At 69.0% G+C, this 14,654-nt stretch carries 14 protein-coding genes; 4 read left to right on the top strand and 10 right to left on the bottom strand.

Translation table 11 applies throughout. The features are described 5' to 3' along the window. Positions 1-21: 21 nt before the first annotated feature. On the top strand, positions 22-1,017 hold the full coding sequence (locus AC1IQ6_RS18780; protein ID WP_111827213.1) for a Bug family tripartite tricarboxylate transporter substrate binding protein: 996 nt from the start codon (positions 22-24) through the stop codon (positions 1,015-1,017). 32 nt (positions 1,018-1,049) lie between these two features. Here the strand turns inward: AC1IQ6_RS18780 and AC1IQ6_RS18775 are convergent, their stop codons facing one another. From AC1IQ6_RS18775 to AC1IQ6_RS18745, 7 genes are all read right to left on the bottom strand, one after another. After that, positions 1,050-1,667 (bottom strand): Maf family protein, encoded by a 618-nt coding sequence (locus AC1IQ6_RS18775; protein WP_111827214.1) that lies wholly within the window; start codon positions 1,665-1,667, stop codon positions 1,050-1,052. Positions 1,668-1,689: 22 nt separating this feature from the next. Next, positions 1,690-2,160: a 23S rRNA (pseudouridine(1915)-N(3))-methyltransferase RlmH gene (gene rlmH, locus AC1IQ6_RS18770; protein ID WP_102771789.1), complete on the bottom strand. Its 471-nt coding sequence runs from the start codon at positions 2,158-2,160 to the stop codon at positions 1,690-1,692. A 7-nt stretch (positions 2,161-2,167) separates the two neighbouring features. Beyond that, positions 2,168-2,572: a ribosome silencing factor gene (rsfS, locus tag AC1IQ6_RS18765; RefSeq protein ID WP_102771788.1), complete on the bottom strand. Its 405-nt coding sequence runs from the start codon at positions 2,570-2,572 to the stop codon at positions 2,168-2,170. 74 nt (positions 2,573-2,646) lie between these two features. After that, positions 2,647-3,234, bottom strand: a complete 588-nt coding sequence (gene nadD, locus AC1IQ6_RS18760; protein ID WP_102771787.1) for a nicotinate (nicotinamide) nucleotide adenylyltransferase — start codon at positions 3,232-3,234, stop codon at positions 2,647-2,649. Next, entirely contained in the window at positions 3,231-4,142 is a 912-nt protein-coding gene (gene hemF / locus AC1IQ6_RS18755) for an oxygen-dependent coproporphyrinogen oxidase (protein WP_485865153.1), read from the bottom strand. The genes nadD and hemF overlap by 4 nt, the downstream gene beginning before the upstream one ends. 13 nt (positions 4,143-4,155) lie before the next feature. After that, positions 4,156-5,463 carry a phosphoribosylamine--glycine ligase gene (purD, locus tag AC1IQ6_RS18750; RefSeq protein WP_168202329.1) on the bottom strand — a complete coding sequence of 436 codons (1,308 nt, stop codon included), beginning with the start codon at positions 5,461-5,463 and terminating at the stop codon, positions 4,156-4,158. Between the two features lie 89 nt (positions 5,464-5,552). After that, on the bottom strand, positions 5,553-6,284 hold the full coding sequence (locus AC1IQ6_RS18745; RefSeq protein ID WP_102771784.1) for a YebC/PmpR family DNA-binding transcriptional regulator: 732 nt from the start codon (positions 6,282-6,284) through the stop codon (positions 5,553-5,555). A 172-nt stretch (positions 6,285-6,456) separates the two neighbouring features. Here AC1IQ6_RS18745 and AC1IQ6_RS18740 point away from each other — a divergent pair, with 172 nt between their 5' ends. The 3 genes from AC1IQ6_RS18740 to AC1IQ6_RS18730 all read left to right on the top strand — a co-directional run bounded on the left by AC1IQ6_RS18740 (position 6,457) and on the right by AC1IQ6_RS18730 (position 10,233). Next, the gene (locus tag AC1IQ6_RS18740; protein ID WP_485865152.1) at positions 6,457-7,980 is read left to right on the top strand and encodes a helicase HerA-like C-terminal domain-containing protein; all 1,524 of its coding nucleotides are present in this window, start codon (positions 6,457-6,459) and stop codon (positions 7,978-7,980) included. A 192-nt stretch (positions 7,981-8,172) separates the two neighbouring features. Further along, the gene (locus tag AC1IQ6_RS18735; RefSeq protein WP_102771782.1) at positions 8,173-9,240 is read left to right on the top strand and encodes a tartrate dehydrogenase; all 1,068 of its coding nucleotides are present in this window, start codon (positions 8,173-8,175) and stop codon (positions 9,238-9,240) included. A gap of 33 nt (positions 9,241-9,273) precedes the next feature. Beyond that, the gene (locus tag AC1IQ6_RS18730; RefSeq protein ID WP_111827217.1) at positions 9,274-10,233 is read left to right on the top strand and encodes a hypothetical protein; all 960 of its coding nucleotides are present in this window, start codon (positions 9,274-9,276) and stop codon (positions 10,231-10,233) included. Positions 10,234-10,346: 113 nt separating this feature from the next. Here the strand turns inward: AC1IQ6_RS18730 and AC1IQ6_RS18725 are convergent, their stop codons facing one another. The 3 genes from AC1IQ6_RS18725 to AC1IQ6_RS18715 are packed head-to-tail and all read right to left on the bottom strand — an operon-like array spanning position 10,347 to position 14,597. Beyond that, the gene (locus AC1IQ6_RS18725) at positions 10,347-11,960 is read right to left on the bottom strand and encodes a DHA2 family efflux MFS transporter permease subunit (protein WP_111827218.1); all 1,614 of its coding nucleotides are present in this window, start codon (positions 11,958-11,960) and stop codon (positions 10,347-10,349) included. After that, positions 11,957-13,150, bottom strand: a complete 1,194-nt coding sequence (locus tag AC1IQ6_RS18720; protein ID WP_111827219.1) for an HlyD/EmrA/EmrK family protein — start codon at positions 13,148-13,150, stop codon at positions 11,957-11,959. Before AC1IQ6_RS18720 ends, AC1IQ6_RS18725 begins: the two co-directional genes overlap by 4 nt. Positions 13,151-13,172: 22 nt before the next feature. Further along, positions 13,173-14,597 carry an efflux transporter outer membrane subunit gene (locus AC1IQ6_RS18715; RefSeq protein ID WP_485865151.1) on the bottom strand — a complete coding sequence of 475 codons (1,425 nt, stop codon included), beginning with the start codon at positions 14,595-14,597 and terminating at the stop codon, positions 13,173-13,175. Positions 14,598-14,654: the final 57 nt, after the last annotated feature.

Raw genomic sequence — 14,654 nt, 5'->3', positions numbered from 1 at the left:
GGCCCCAGCAAGGAGACCAGCATGTCGAGACGCAGTTTTCTGATGAAAATGGGCGCGGGAGTTGCAGCCGCGCGGGTGGCCGGTTTCGGCGCGGCGATGAGCGGCGCCGGCAGTGTCCGCGCGCAGTCGAGGAAGCCCATCACCTTGATGGTGGGTTTTCCACCTGGCGGTGGCCCCGACCTCGTCGCCCGCGCGGTCGCCGAGCCGGCCCGCCGCGATCTCGGGCAGGCGATGGTGATCGAGAATCGGACCGGCGCGGGCGGGCGCATCGCGCTGGATTGGCTGCGCAACGCGCAGGCCGACGGATCGAACTTCGCGCTCACGCCGGCCTCGATGCTCACCGCCTACCCGCACGTCTACAAGCGGCTGCCGTACAGCCTTGCGGAGTTCGCTCCGGTCTGCAAACTGTGCATCTACCACTTGTCGGTCGTGGCGCCCGCCGATGCGCCGTATTCCACGCTGCAGGAGTTCGTGGCCTGGGCCAGGTCGACCAAGGAGGCGACGTTCGGCGTGCCCGGGTTGGGCAACGCCACCGAGTTCGTGGGCCGGTTGCTGGCACAGGCCGAGAATCTGTCGCTCGAACCCATCAGCTATCGCGGCGGGCCGCAGTTGACCCAGGCGGTGGTCGCGGGCGAAGTCAGTCTGGCGGTGAATCTGTCCAGCAACTTCATCGAGCTGGTGAAAGCGGGGCGCCTCAAAGTCCTGGCGGTCACGTCGGCGGTCCGCTCCCCGTTTTCCCCGGACGTGCCCACGCTGGCGGAGCTGGGCTACCCGGATATCGTGTTCGAGGAATTTATCGGCATCGTCGCCCGCCAGGGGACGCCCGAGCCGGACATCGCCCGGCTGCAAGACGCCATGCGGTCGGCGCTTCAGGACGCGACCGTGCGCGACACGCTGGCCAGGTCGGAATACCTGCCTGACTTCAAGCCGGCGCAGCTGCTGGGCGCCGAGTTGACCGCCTCGACCGAGCGCTGGCGGACGCTGGTCCGGAAAATCGGCTTCAAGCCCATCGAGTGAGCGCTGGTCGCCCGTCATCGCGGGCGAACGTCTCAGGGCGTGCGGATGCCGGCGGCGCGCAGCAGGTTGGCGGTTTCGAACACCGGCAGGCCCATCACGCCGGTGTAGCTGCCCGAGATATGCGAGATGAACGTGCCGGCCAGGCCCTGGATGCCGTAGGCGCCGGCCTTGCCGTAGGGTTCGCCGCTGTCGCAGTAGCGGCCGATTTCGTCGTCCGTCAGGTCGCGCATGCGGACTTCGGTGATGGAAACCGCCTCCAGCAGTTGCTCGCCGGTCCAGACCGCGACGGCGGTGCGCACTTCGTGGGCGGCGCCCGACAGCGCGCGCAGGATGCGCTGGGCGTCGGCGCGGTCCGCGGGCTTGCCCAGGACCTGGCCGTCCAGGATCACGGTGGTGTCGGCGGCCAGCAACGGCAGGCGCGGCAGACGGTTTTCATGCATCCAGTCGCGTCCGCGCAGCGCCTTGTCGCGCGCGGTGCGCTGGACGTAGTCGGCGGCGCTTTCGCCGGGATGCTGGGGTTCGTCCTCGCCCGGCGGAGCCGGCACCCGCAGCACTTCGTGGGGCAGGCCGATCTGCGTCAGCAGTTCGCGCCGCCTGGGGCTGGCCGAGGCGAGGTAGAGGCGGGCGGTCGAGGTGGTTGTGTCGGTCATTGCTACGGCGAGGCCGGGCCGTTCAGGCGCGATGATAGGGATGGTTGGTCATGATGGCCCAGGCCCGGTAGAGCTGCTCGGCCAGCACCACGCGCACCATGGGGTGCGGCAGCGTCAGCGAAGACAGCCGCAACTGGCCGCTGCAGGCGGCTTTCAGTTCGGGGTCCAGGCCGTCCGGGCCGCCGACCAGGAAGGCCACGTCCTGGCCGCCGGCGCGCCATTGCTCCAGCTTTTGGGACAGGGCCATGGTGGTGAGGTCGCGGCCGCGTTCGTCCAGCGCCAGGCGCAGGACGCCGGCGGGCAGGGCGGCGTCGATCCGCTTGGCCTCGGCCGCCATCATCTGGGCCGGCGTCTTGCCGCTGTTGCGGGGTTCGGGCTTGATCTCGCGCAGTTCCAGCGCGCAATCGGCGGGCAGGCGCTTGGCGTAGTCGTCCCAGGCGGTCTGCACCCAGTCCGGCATGCGCGTGCCCACGGCCACGACGATGAGCTTCACGGCGCGCTCAGTAGTCGGTGCCGTCGTAGGCGCTGTCGCCGGCGATGGGCGCGGGACGGGTGGATTCCGGCAGCAGCTTGACGCGCACCGGCTTGCCGCCCCAGATTTCTTCCAGGTTGTAGTACTGGCGGATGGCCGGCTGCATGATGTGCACGACCACGTCGCCCAGGTCGACCACGACCCATTCGCCGGTGTCTTCGCCTTCGATGGTGATGCCGGACAGGCCGAGCGCGCGGCCGCGGTCGGATACGCTGGAGGCCAGCGCGCGGGTCTGGCGGTTGGAGGTGGCGCTTGCAATCACGACGCGATCGAACAGGCTGGTCAGATGCGTGGTGTTGAAAACCTTGATGTCTTGCGCCTTGACGTCTTCGAGGGCGTCGATGACGGCGCGTTGGAGTTTTTGTATATCCATAACTGTAAATATAACCCGCGCAGGGTCAGCGAGAGGCTGGCTTTGGGACGTTTGGAACGCCCGGCGGGTGGGGTTTATCGGTAGAGATGGTGCGCCGCAATATACGCGGCGACGGGCGGCGCGAGCAGGCCTTCGGTGGATGCGCCGCGCGCCAGGCGCTGGCGGATGTCGGAGGCCGATACCGGCATGGGCGCGAACGGCAGTTCCTGCAATTCGCGGCCCAGGGCGCCGAGGTGCCGGGCCAGTTCCGGCGGTGCGGCCAGCGGCGTGCCGGGACGGGTGGCCACGGCCAGGTCCACCAAGCTGGCGATGTCCTGCCAGTTGCGCCAGGTGCAGAAATTGGCGAGTTGGTCGGCGCCCAACAGCCAGACGTAGCGCGCCCCGCCAGGCAGGGCGCGCAGGGTGTCGAGGGTGTAGGTGGCGCCGCCCCGTTCGATTTCGATCGGGTTGACGGCCAGCCCGGCATGGCCGGCGATCGCCAGTTCCAGCATGTCCAGGCGCTGGCGGCCGGTGGCGTGCAGCGCGGCGCGCTGCCAGGGGTTGGCCGCCGGGATGAGCTGCACTTCCGCCAGGCCCAGCGCCTGCAGCGCGGTCTGGGCGAGCGCGATGTGCGCGACGTGGACGGGGTCGAAACTGCCGCCCAGGAGACCGATGCGCTTCAAACCCAGTCCCGCGGCTTGAGGTAGGCGGCCAGTTCGGCCTCGGGCGTGCCGGCCTGCGGCTGCCAGTCGTAGCGCCACTGCGCCAGCGGCGGCATGGACAGCAGGATGGATTCGGTGCGTCCGCCCGATTGCAGGCCGAACAGCGTGCCGCGGTCGAACACCAGGTTGAATTCCACGTAGCGGCCGCGGCGGTAGGCCTGGAAGTCGCGTTCGCGCTCGCCGTAGGCCAGGGCGCGGCGGCGTTCCACGATGGGCATGTAGGCCGGCAGGAAGGCGTCGCCGACCGAGCGGGTCAGGGCGAAGGAGGCGTCGAAGCCCGGGGCGTTCAGGTCGTCGAAGAAGATGCCGCCGATTCCGCGGGTTTCGTTGCGGTGCTTGAGGAAGAAGTATTCGTCGCACCAGCGCTTGTAGCGTGGGTAGTAGTCGGCGCCGTGGCCGGCCAGCGCGTCGCGGCATACGGCGTGGAAGTGGCGCGCGTCTTCCTCGAACGGATAGTACGGGGTCAGGTCCAGGCCGCCGCCGAACCAGAAAACGTCGGCTTCGTCGTGGCCGGGGCGCGCGGCCGCCGTGAACATGCGCACGTTCATGTGCGTGGTGGGCACGTGCGGATTGCGCGGGTGCAGCACCATGGACACGCCCATCGCCTCCCAGGAGCGGCCGGCGAGTTCCGGCCGGTGCGCGCTGGCCGAGGGCGGCAGCTTGGAACCCTGGACATGGCTGAACAGCACGCCGGCCCGTTCGAACAGCTGGCCGCCTTCGAGCAGGCGCGACAGGCCGCCGCCGCCTTCGGGACGCTGCCATTCATCGGCGCGGAAGGCGGCGCCTTCCGCTTCTTCCAGGGCGCCGACGATGCGGGCCTGCAAGCCGGTGAGGTAGTCCCGCACGGCGGAGACGGGCAAGGCGTTCATCGGCGGGCTCCGGTCAGGCGTTGGACTTGGACTTCTGCTGCGAGGGCTTGAGCGCGCGCCAGCCGATGTCGCTGCGGTACTGGCGGCCGTCGAAGTGCACGCCGTCTATGGTTTCGTAGACGCGGTCGCGGGCCATCTTGACCGAGTCGCCCAGGGCCGTGACGCACAGCACGCGGCCGCCGGTGGTCTTGATCTCGCCGTCCTCGATCCGGGTGGCGGCGTGGAACACCATGCAGTCCTCGGCGTCGGCCGGCAGGCCGCGGATGGCGTCGCCGGTGCGCGGCGTGCCCGGGTAGTTGTGCGCGGCCAGCACGGCGCCCAGCGCGGTGCGGCGGTCCCAGACGATGTCGGCCTGGTCCAGCGTGCCCTCGACGGCATGTTCCAGGGCGTCGAGCAGGTCGCTCTTGACCCGCATCATGATGGGCTGGGTTTCCGGGTCGCCCATGCGGCAGTTGAATTCCAGCGTCTTGATGGCGCGGTCGGGGTCGTCGCCGGGGGCGATCATCAGGCCGGCGTACAGGAAGCCGGTGTACGGAATGCCGTCGCGCGCCATGCCCTGCACGGTCGGCAGGATGATTTCGCGCATGATGCGGTGGTGCAGTTCGGGGGTGACGATGGGCGCGGGCGAATAGGCGCCCATGCCGCCGGTGTTGGGACCCTGGTCGCCGTCGAGCAGGCGCTTGTGGTCCTGGCTGGTGGCCAGGGCTAGCACGTTGCGGCCGTCGCACATGACGATGAAGCTGGCTTCCTCGCCCACCAGGCATTCCTCGATGACCACGCGCGCGCCGGCCTCGCCCATGGAGCCGTCGCCCAGCATGGCGTCGATGGCGGCGTGCGCCTCTTCGAGCGTGGCGGCGACCACCACGCCCTTGCCCGCGGCCAGGCCGTCGGCCTTGATCACGATGGGGGCGCCTTCCTGGTCGATGTAGGCATGCGCCTGGGCCGGGTCGGTGAAGGTCTGGTAGCGGGCGGTGGGGATGTTGTGCCGCACCATGAAGGCCTTGGCGTAATCCTTGGAGCTCTCCAGCTGGGCGGCGGCCTTGGTCGGGCCGAAGATTTTCAGGCCGCGGGCGCGGAACACGTCCACGACGCCGGCGGCCAGCGGCGCTTCGGGGCCGACCACGGTGAGGGCCACGCCTTCGCGCTGCACGAAATCGGCCAGTTCCTCGGCATTGGTGAGCGGGATGTTCTCCATCTGCTCGGCCCGTTGCGTGCCGCCGTTGCCCGGGGCGACGTACACCTTGTGTACGCGCGGGGAGCGGGCCAGCCGCCAGGCGAGGGCATGTTCGCGGCCGCCCGAGCCAATAACCAGGAGTTTCATGTTGGGGTGAGTCTGAAGATAGCCATTCGGGGCCGGGATGGCCCGGCCCCGATTAACACCCCCGCGACGCAGCGCAGGGGAGGGAGGATTTACTGCGCTTCGTCGAAAACGACGGTGGTATAGACTTCCTGCACGTCGTCCAGGCCTTCCAGGGCGTCGAGCAGTTTCTGCATCTTGACGGCGTCTTCGCCGGCCAGTTCGGTTTCGTTCAGGGCCTTCATGACGATGCCGTCGACTTCGGCCTTCAGGCCGGCCTCGTCGAAGGCGCGGCGCACGGCGGCGTAGTCGGCCGGCGCGCAGACCACTTCGATCACGCCTTCCTCGTCGGTGGTCACGTCTTCGGCGCCGGCCTCGAGGGCGGCTTCCATGACCTTGTCTTCAGAGGTACCGGGCGCGAACACGAACTGGCCGCAATGCTTGAACATGAAGGCCACCGAGCCTTCCTGGCCCAGGTTGCCGCCGTTCTTGGCGAAGGCGTGGCGCACTTCGGCGACGGTGCGGGTGCGGTTGTCGGTCATGCAGTCGACGATCACCGCCGCGCCGCCGATGCCGTAGCCTTCGTAGCGCACTTCCTCGTAGGCGTCGCCGTCGGCGCCGCCCGCCCCGCGCTGGATGGCGCGCTGGATGTTGTCCTTGGGCATGTTGGCGTCGGTGGCCTTGTCCCAGGCCATGCGCAGACGCGGATTGCTGTCGGGGTCGGGGCCGCCGGCGCGCGCCGCCACGGTGATTTCACGAATGATCTTGGTCCAGAGCTTGCCGCGCTTGGCGTCTTGGCGCCCTTTGCGGTGCTGAATATTGGCCCATTTGCTGTGTCCGGCCATGGCTTCCCAGGATAAATTGTCTGCAAAAATGGCATTTTACCGTGACGGCGGGCCGCGCGCCCGGGGGCCGGCCGCAAGCCCGCCCGCCTGTACCCTTATTGCCACGCGCACAAGCCGCGCGCGAGGCTCTACACTTGGGCATCCCTCAGTTTCCTGGTCCGGAGAGCCGTCCATGCCCAACCCCATCGTCATCGCCAAGAACGCCCAGGCCGAGCTGGCGCTGCTGCCCGCCCTGGCCAACCGGCACGGCTGCATCACCGGCGCCACGGGCACCGGCAAGACGGTGACGCTGCAGGTGCTGGCCGAGTCCTTTTCCCGCATCGGCACGCCGGTGTTCATGGCCGACGTCAAGGGCGACCTGACCGGTATTTCGCAGGCCGGCACGGCCAGCCCCAAGCTCATGGAACGCCTCAAGAACCTGGGCCTGGACGAGCCGGCCTGGGGCGCCAGCCCGGTGACGCTCTGGGACGTGTTCGGCGAGCAGGGGCTGCCGGTGCGCGCCACCGTGTCCGACATGGGGCCGCTGCTGCTGTCGCGCATCCTGGAGCTGAACGACACCCAGGAAGGCGTGCTGACGCTGGTGTTCAAGGTGGCCGACGACGAAGGGCAACTGCTGCTGGACCTGAAAGACCTGCGCGCCATGCTCCAGGACGTGGCCGACCGCGCGGCGCAGCTCAAGACGCGCTACGGCAACGTGTCCTCGGCCAGCATCGGCGCCATCCAGCGCGGTCTCTTGGCCCTGGAGTCCCAGGGGGCGGAGCGCTTCTTCGGCGAGCCGATGCTGGACGTGGCCGACCTGATGCGCACCGACGCCCAGGGCCGCGGCATGGTCAACGTGCTGGCCGCCGACAAGCTGATGCAGGCGCCGCGCCTGTACGCGATTTTCCTGCTGTGGCTGCTGGCCGACCTGTACGAAAAGCTGCCCGAGGTGGGCGACATGGACCAGCCCAAGCTGGTGTTCTTCTTCGACGAGGCGCACCTGCTGTTCAACGACGCCCCGGCCGCGCTGCTGAACAAGATCGAGCAGGTGGTGCGGCTGGTCCGCTCCAAGGGCGTGGGCGTCTATTTCGTGACGCAGAACCCGCTGGACATTCCCGATACGGTGCTGGGCCAGCTCGGCAACCGCGTGCAGCATGCGCTGCGCGCCTTCACGCCGCGCGACCAGAAGGCGGTGAAGACGGCGGCGCAGACCATGCGGCCCAATCCCGGCCTGGACATCGAGGCGGCCATCACCGAACTGGGCGTGGGCGAGGCCCTGGTGTCGCTGCTGGACGCCAAGGGCCGCCCCATGCCCACCGAGCGCGCCTATATCGTGCCGCCGGCGAGCCGCATCGGCCCGGCCACCGACGCCGAGCGCCAGGCGCTGCGCCAGGGCAGCACGCTGGCCGCCAAGTACGAAAAAGCCATCGACCGCGAATCGGCCTACGAGGTGCTGGCCAGACGCGCGGCCAAGCCGGCCGAGGCGGCGCCGGGCGCGCAGCCCGAGGCCGGGCAGGGCGCCGGCCAGGCGCCGGCCGATGCCGGCGGCGGGCTGATGGACAGCCTGAACGACGTGCTGTTCGGCTCGACCGGGCCGCGCGGCGGCAAGCGCGACGGCATCGTCCAGAGCGTGGCCAAGAGCACCATGCGCTCGATCGCGCGCGAGCTGACCCGCGGCATACTCGGGTCCCTGCTGGGCTCCAAGGGCCGGCGCTGAGGCGGATCGGGTAGCGGCTCGAAACGGGTTTTTTGTAAAAGGGCGGGCTGTCGCAGCGGCTGCGGTAAGCGAGGGTGTTGCGCCGTGCCCGTTTGTGTCTATCATTTCGGGCGGGGCATTCCCCAGGGTCTGCGCAAGGCTTTCCGTAGCCTTTTCCACAGGCGGACCCGGTAAAAAACAGAGGAAGACGCGGTGTCAAAGAAACACAAGATTGCAGTAATCCCCGGAGACGGAATCGGCAAGGAAGTCGTGCCCGAAGGCCTGAAAGTGCTGGACGCGGTGGCCACGCGCTTCGGCATCGATTTCCAGTGGGACCATTTCGACTGGAGCTGCGACTATTACGCCAAGCACGGCGCCATGATGCCGGACGACTGGCAAGCCCGTATCGGCCAGCACGAAGCCATTTTCTTCGGCGCCATCGGCTGGCCCGCCACCGTGCCCGACCACGAGGCGCTGTGGGGTTCGCTGTTCAAGTTCCGCCGCGAATTCGACCAGTACATCAACCTGCGCCCGGTGCGCCTGATGCCCGGCGTGCCGTCGCCGCTCAAGGACCGCAAGCCCGGCGAGATCGATTTCTACATCGTGCGCGAGAACACCGAGGGTGAGTACTCCAACAGCGGCGGCCGCCTGTTCGCCGGCACCGAGCGCGAAGTCGTCATCCAGGAAAGCGTGTTCACCCGCGTGGGCGCCGACCGCGTCCTGAAGTTCGCGTTCGAGCTGGCGCAAAAGCGCGGCAAGCACCTGACCGCGGCCACCAAGTCCAACGGCATTTCGATTTCCATGCCGTGGTGGGACGAGCGCGTGGCCGACGTGGCGCAGAGCTATCCCGACGTGCGCTGGGACAAATACCACATCGACATCCTGTGCGCGCACTTCGTGCAGCACCCCGACTGGTTCGACGTGGTGGTGGCCTCCAACCTGTTCGGCGACATCCTGTCCGACCTGGGGCCGGCCTGCACCGGGACCATCGGTATCGCGCCGTCGGCCAACCTGAATCCCGACCGCAAGTTCCCGTCCCTGTTCGAGCCGGTGCACGGTTCGGCGCCGGACATTTATGGCAAGGGCATCGCCAATCCGATCGGCCAGATCTGGAGCGGGGCGCTGATGCTCGATTTCCTGGGTTACCCCGAGGCTTCGGCCGCCGTCGTCAAGGCGATCGAAACGGTATTGGCCGAAGGCCCGCGCACGCGGGACATGCAGGGCAATGCCTCGACCGCCGAGGTCGGCAGCGCGATCGCGTCGCTGATCGCGGCCGGCTGAGGGCGGCCCGCGCTCAGGGCTTTAGGCTAGTAGATGGAAGATTCGGCTTTTTCCTCCCCCGCCGTCCATGTGGGCGGCGGGCGGGCTGACCGGTTCGTGCGCAAGCTTTTCCGCTTGCTGCGCTCGCGCACGCAGCGGCACAACCAGCACTTGTGGCCCTTCGTCCGGATCTGGCGCGACCGCGCCGGCGCGATTTGCGGGTTCCGCGCCTTCGGGCGCTCGCTGCCGGTCACGCCGCTGCGGCAGGGATACGACCCCGCCGACGTCACCATGCATCTGATCCTGAGCGGCCCCTCGGTCGCCCAGATCCCCTACGACCGCCTCGACATCCGCGCCGCCATGGGCGTCAACGGCGCCATCGCGCTGGCGCGCAAGTTCGACCTGCCGTTCAAGTACTACTGCATCATCGACCAGAATTTCGTCAGGGACCGCATCGACCTGGTGCGTGAAATCGTCTCGCGCGACCTGACGCTTTACGTCCTGCCCGAGGTGCTGCGCTACATCATGCAGGGCATCCCGCAGGAATCCATCCGCTGCCGCGTCTGCATCATCGAGTTGATTTCCGAGCGCGCCTACCAGCGCAGCGCCGCGCCGTCCGTCCTCAAGCGCATGGCCGCGGTCACGCCCGACGTGCAGCTGCTGGACGCCAAGCAGGGGCTGGGCTACAGCTTCGACGCGGCGCTCGGCGTCTTCGACGCCGACACCGTGGCCTATGCGGCCCTGCAGGTGCTGATCTCGGGCGGCGCCCGCCAGATCTATGTGCACGGGCTGGACCTGACGCTGCAGAACGGGCTGCGTTTCTACGACGAGGGGCAGACGCCCCAGGCCAGCCGGCTGGCGCGCAATTTCGCCCAGCTGATCGAGCCGTCCTTCCGCTTCGCGTCCGCGCAATGGCGCGCCCGGGGCGTCTCGGTGTTCAACCTGTCGCCCATCAGCGCGCTGTCGGCCGACATCATCGAACGCCTAGACTGGCAGACCTTGCTAAAGGAATAACCCTCGCCGGCAAACACCGCCGCCCGATCGGGGGCACAGCGGATCCGGCTCCGCCGGTCCGCCAGTGCCGCCCCCTGGGGGGCCCGCGTCAGCGGGTAGGGGGGGGGACCCAATCAATGTGCTCCGGCTGCCGCCTCGGCTGCGCCGCCGCCGCCGCCCTGGGCCGAGCGCGGGCGCGCGAACCATACCAGTCCGGTCAACGCCAGGAAGATGATCGCCGACGCGTAGAACACGTCCAGCGCCGACATGGTGAAGGCCTGGCCGTTGATCATGCCGTCTATCATGCTGAGCGCCTGCTGGTGCGACACGCCCAGGCTGTTCTGCAGCGTGTTCAGCGTATGGTCGAAGGCCGGCTCGCCGGGGCGGGCGGCTTCGGTCAGCTGGGCGTGGTGCATGGTGGCGCGGTTTTCCCACAGCGTGGTGGAGATCGAGGTGCCGAACGCGCCGGCGGTCAGGCGCAGGAAGTTCGACAGGCCCGAGGCCGCGGGAATGCGCCATGGCTCGATGCTGGTGAGCGTGATCGCGGTCAGCGGCACGAAGAAGGCCGCCATCGCCGCGCCCTGGATGATGGTCGGCGTCATCAGGGTGCGCACGTCGGTCTGCGTATTGAAGCCCGAGCGCATGAAGCACACCAGCGCGAAGATCAGGAAGGCCACCGTCACGATCTGGCGCGGGTCGCGCGTGGCCAGCATCCGGCCGACGATGGGCGTGAGCAGGATGGCCAGCAGGCCCACCGGCGCGGTCACCAGGCCGGCGTAGGTGGCCGTATAGCCCATATTGCTTTGCAGCCATAGCGGCAGCAGCACCACGTTGCCGAAGAACACGCCGTAGGCCACCGCCAGCGTCAGCGCGCCGACCGTGAAGTTGCGGATCTTGAAGAGCCGCAGGTCCACCACGGGGTGGGCGTCGGTCAGTTCCCAGATCAGGAAGAAAACGAAGGCCACGAAGGCGATCGCGGCCAGCGCGATGATGGTGGAGCTGGCGAACCAGTCCAGTTCCTTGCCCTTGTCCAGCATGATCTGCAGCGCGCCCACCCAGACCACCAGCAGCGCCAGGCCGACCTTGTCGATCGGCAGCTTGCGGGTCTGCGATTCGCGGTTGCCGTAGATGCGCCAGCTGATCCAGGCGGCCAGCAGGCCCACCGGCACGTTGATGTAGAAGATCCACGGCCAGGTGTAGTTGTCGGAGATCCAGCCGCCCAGCAGCGGCCCGGCCACGGGCGCGACCAGCGTGGTCATGGACCAGACCGCCAGCGCCATGCCCGACTTGGACTTGGGGAAGCTGGCCAGCATCAGCGCCTGCGACAGCGGGATCATGGGGCCGGCGACCGCGCCCTGCAGCACGCGGAACGCGATCAGCGCCTCCAGCGACGGCGAGAAGCCGCAAAGCCACGAGGCCAGCACGAACAGCAGCGTCGAGATCAGGAACAGGCGCACCTGGCCGAAGCGCTGCGTCAGCCAGCCGGTCAGCGGCACCGTGATGGCGTTGGCGACGGCAAACGAGGTGATGACCCAGGTGCCCTGGCTGGTGCTGACGCCCAGGTCGCCCGAGATGGTGGGGATGGACACGTTCGCGATCGAGGTGTCCAGCACGTTCATGAACACCGCGGTCGACAGCGCGATCGAACCGATGATGCGGGTCGCGCCTTCGAGCGGCGGATGGGCGCCCGGCGGCCGGGCGGGCTGGGGGGCGGCTGCCGCGCCCGCGGGCTGGGCGGTGGCGTTCATGATGCGAGGTTGGCCTTGATGATTCTGGCGATCATGGCGTCGACTTCGTCATGGGCCGGCTCGAAGGCGCGGGTCGACCAGACCGGCTCCTTGCGTTCGGCCTGCGTCAGCGGCTCGCCTTCCTGCTTGCCCACGTCGACTTCCACGTCCATCGACAGGCCCACGCGCAGCGGGTGCTTTTTCAGGTCTTCCGGGTCCAGCGCGATGCGCACGGGCACGCGCTGCACCACCTTGATCCAGTTGCCGGTGGCGTTCTGGGCCGGCAGCAGCGCGAAGGCGCTGCCGGTGCCGGCGTCCAGGCCGGCGACGGTGCCGTGATAGGTCACCGAGCTGCCGTACAGGTCGGCCACCAGCTTGGCCGGCTGTCCGATGCGCATCTTGCGCAGCTGGCCTTCCTTGAAATTCGCTTCCACCCAGACCTGGTCCAGCGGCACCACCGTCATCAGCGCCGAGCCGGGGGCGACCCGCTGGCCGACCTGCACGCTGCGCCGGGCAACGATGCCGGCCACCGGGGCGGGCAGCACGGTGCGCGACTGCGCCAGCCAGGCGTTGCGCAGGCCGGCCTCGGCCTGGCGCACGTCGGGATGCTCGGCCACCGTGGTGCCCTGGGTCAGGGCCTGGTTGGTCTCCAGCTTGGCGCGCGAGGCCGCCAGCGCGGCGCGCGCCTGGGCCAGGCCGGACTGGGCCGACTTCAGCGCGACTTCGGCGTGCAGGATTTCCTCGCCGCTGACGCCGCCGGACTTGGCCAGCAGCTGGCGGCGCTTGACGTCGCTCTGGGCGCGGTTGAGTTCAGCCTCGGCGCGCAGGATGTCGGCGCGGCGCAGATCCACGTCGGCGGCCAGCGCGTCGTTCTGGACATAGATGGTGCGCACCTGGCGCACGGTCTGCGCGAGCTTGGCCTGGGCCTGTTGCAGGGCCACGTCGGTGTCGGCGGGGTCCAGCCGCACCAGCGGCTGGCCGGCGGCGACGGTTTCCGTGTCGTCGGCCTCGATGGCCACGACCGTGCCAGGCACCTGGGGCGTGATCTGCACCAGGTTGCCGTGCACGTAGGCGTCGTCGGTGCTTTCGAAGTGGGCGCCGAACAGCACCCACCAGATGCCGTAGGCGATCGCGACGAGTATGAAGGCCCCGGTGGCCAGCAGCAGCAGGCGTTTACGGGCGGGATTGGCGGCGGGAGTGGCAGCGGTCATGACGTCTGAATCCGGGGAGCGTTCAATGAGTGGAAGACGTGGCGGGTTCGGACCCGGCGGCGGGGACGTAGCCTCCGCCCAGGGCATTGGCCAGGTTGGCGTCGAGCTGGTAGGCGCGGATGCGCAGATCGGTTTCCAGGCGCGCCTGGGTCAGCACGCCGGTCTGCGCGATGAGCACGGAGATGTAGTTGCCCATGCCGGCCTTGTAGCGCTTGACGGCCAGGTCGTAGGCCGCGTCGATGGCTTCGCGGGCCTGGCGCTGCTCGGCCTTTTCGCGGTCCAGCAGGCGCAGGGCGTCGAGCGCGTCGGCCACCTGGCGCACCGCGTCCAGCACGGTCTGGTTGTAGTCCGAGACGGCCAGGTCGGCGTCGGCGCGGCGGCCGGCCAGATTGGCGTTGAGTTCGCCGCCGTGGAAGATCGGCAGCGTGACCGCCGGGCCGAACCCGGCCATGCGGGCGTCGGCGCCCAGCAGGTTGCCGGTGCCCATGGCCTGGAAGCCGGCGAAGGCCACCAGGTTCACGTTGGGATAGAACTCGGCCTTGGCGCTGTCGATGGCGTGGCGGGCGGCTTCGGCGCGCCACTTGGCGGCGGCGACGTCGGGACGATGGCCCAGCAGGTCCAGCGGCACGCTGGCCGGTACGCCGCCGGCCGGCGCGGTCAGCGCGACCGGCGTCAGGGACTGTCCGCGCTGCGGTCCGGCGCCAGCCAGCGCCGCGACCTGGTTGCGCAGTTGGGCCAGCGTGGTTTCGGTCTGGGTCAGCTCGACCTTGCCGGCGGCCAGCGAGGATTCCGCCTGTTTGACCTCCACCTGCGTGTCCAGCCCGGCGCCGTAGCGGCCCTGGGTCAGTTCCAGCACTTCGGCGCGCTGCGCCAGCACGCGCTGGAGCACGTCGCGCTGGGCGAAGGCGTTCTGCAGGTTCAGGTAGGCCCGCACCGTGGCGCTGGCCAGCAGGTTGCGCGCCGCCTGGGCGTCGGCCGCGGCGGCCTGCTGTTCCGAGACCGCCGCCTTCAGGCGCGAGCGGTTCTTGCCCCAGAAGTCCAGCTCGTAGCTGAAGTCCAGCGCCAGCCGGTTGTCGCTGACCACCGAGCCGCCCATCGGCGCCGGGTAGATGTAGTCCTTGGACAGGTGCTCGCGCGTCAGGGCGTAGTTGGCGTCCACGCGCGGCAGCAGCGGCGCGCGCGCCGAACTGACGGCGGCGTTGGCCCGCGCCAGGCGCGCCTGGGCCGCGCTCATCGAAGGGTTGTTTGCCAGCGCCTCGTCCAGCAGGGCGTCGAGCTGCGGATCGCCGTAGCGCTGCCACCAGCGGTCGGTGGGCCAGTCGGCGTCCTGGGCGGTGAGCCCCAGCTTGGCCGCGTCCAGCGCCGCCACGGGTTCGGGCCCGGGCTCGATCAGCGCGCAGCCGCCGAGGGCCAGCACCAATACAGCAGTAGAGAAAAGGCGTTTCATCCTGACGGTAAGCTGAAAATGATTGATTGATCTGTATTTGCCTAGGCAGGCATTATG

This window comes from Achromobacter sp. MUI-25009338 (genome assembly GCF_057359325.1).
The sequence above is the reverse complement of the archived record's forward strand: the minus strand, read 5'-3'. Positions and strand labels throughout refer to the sequence as shown.

Bases quoted from the DNA above. Each gene is read 5' to 3' on its own strand.
- AC1IQ6_RS18775 (WP_111827214.1), bottom strand. From the start codon at position 1,667: ATGACCGACACAACCACCTCGACCGCCCGCCTCTACCTCGCCTCGGCC.
- purD (WP_168202329.1), bottom strand. From the start codon at position 5,463: ATGAAACTCCTGGTTATTGGCTCGGGCGGCCGCGAACATGCCCTCGCC.
- rsfS (WP_102771788.1), bottom strand. From the start codon at position 2,572: ATGGATATACAAAAACTCCAACGCGCCGTCATCGACGCCCTCGAAGAC.
- hemF (WP_485865153.1), bottom strand. From the start codon at position 4,142: ATGAACGCCTTGCCCGTCTCCGCCGTGCGGGACTACCTCACCGGCTTG.
- AC1IQ6_RS18730 (WP_111827217.1), top strand. From the start codon at position 9,274: ATGGAAGATTCGGCTTTTTCCTCCCCCGCCGTCCATGTGGGCGGCGGG.
- AC1IQ6_RS18720 (WP_111827219.1), bottom strand. From the start codon at position 13,150: ATGACCGCTGCCACTCCCGCCGCCAATCCCGCCCGTAAACGCCTGCTG.
- AC1IQ6_RS18715 (WP_485865151.1), bottom strand. From the start codon at position 14,597: ATGAAACGCCTTTTCTCTACTGCTGTATTGGTGCTGGCCCTCGGCGGC.
- AC1IQ6_RS18780 (WP_111827213.1), top strand. From the start codon at position 22: ATGTCGAGACGCAGTTTTCTGATGAAAATGGGCGCGGGAGTTGCAGCC.
- AC1IQ6_RS18740 (WP_485865152.1), top strand. From the start codon at position 6,457: ATGCCCAACCCCATCGTCATCGCCAAGAACGCCCAGGCCGAGCTGGCG.
- AC1IQ6_RS18725 (WP_111827218.1), bottom strand. From the start codon at position 11,960: ATGAACGCCACCGCCCAGCCCGCGGGCGCGGCAGCCGCCCCCCAGCCC.
- AC1IQ6_RS18745 (WP_102771784.1), bottom strand. From the start codon at position 6,284: ATGGCCGGACACAGCAAATGGGCCAATATTCAGCACCGCAAAGGGCGC.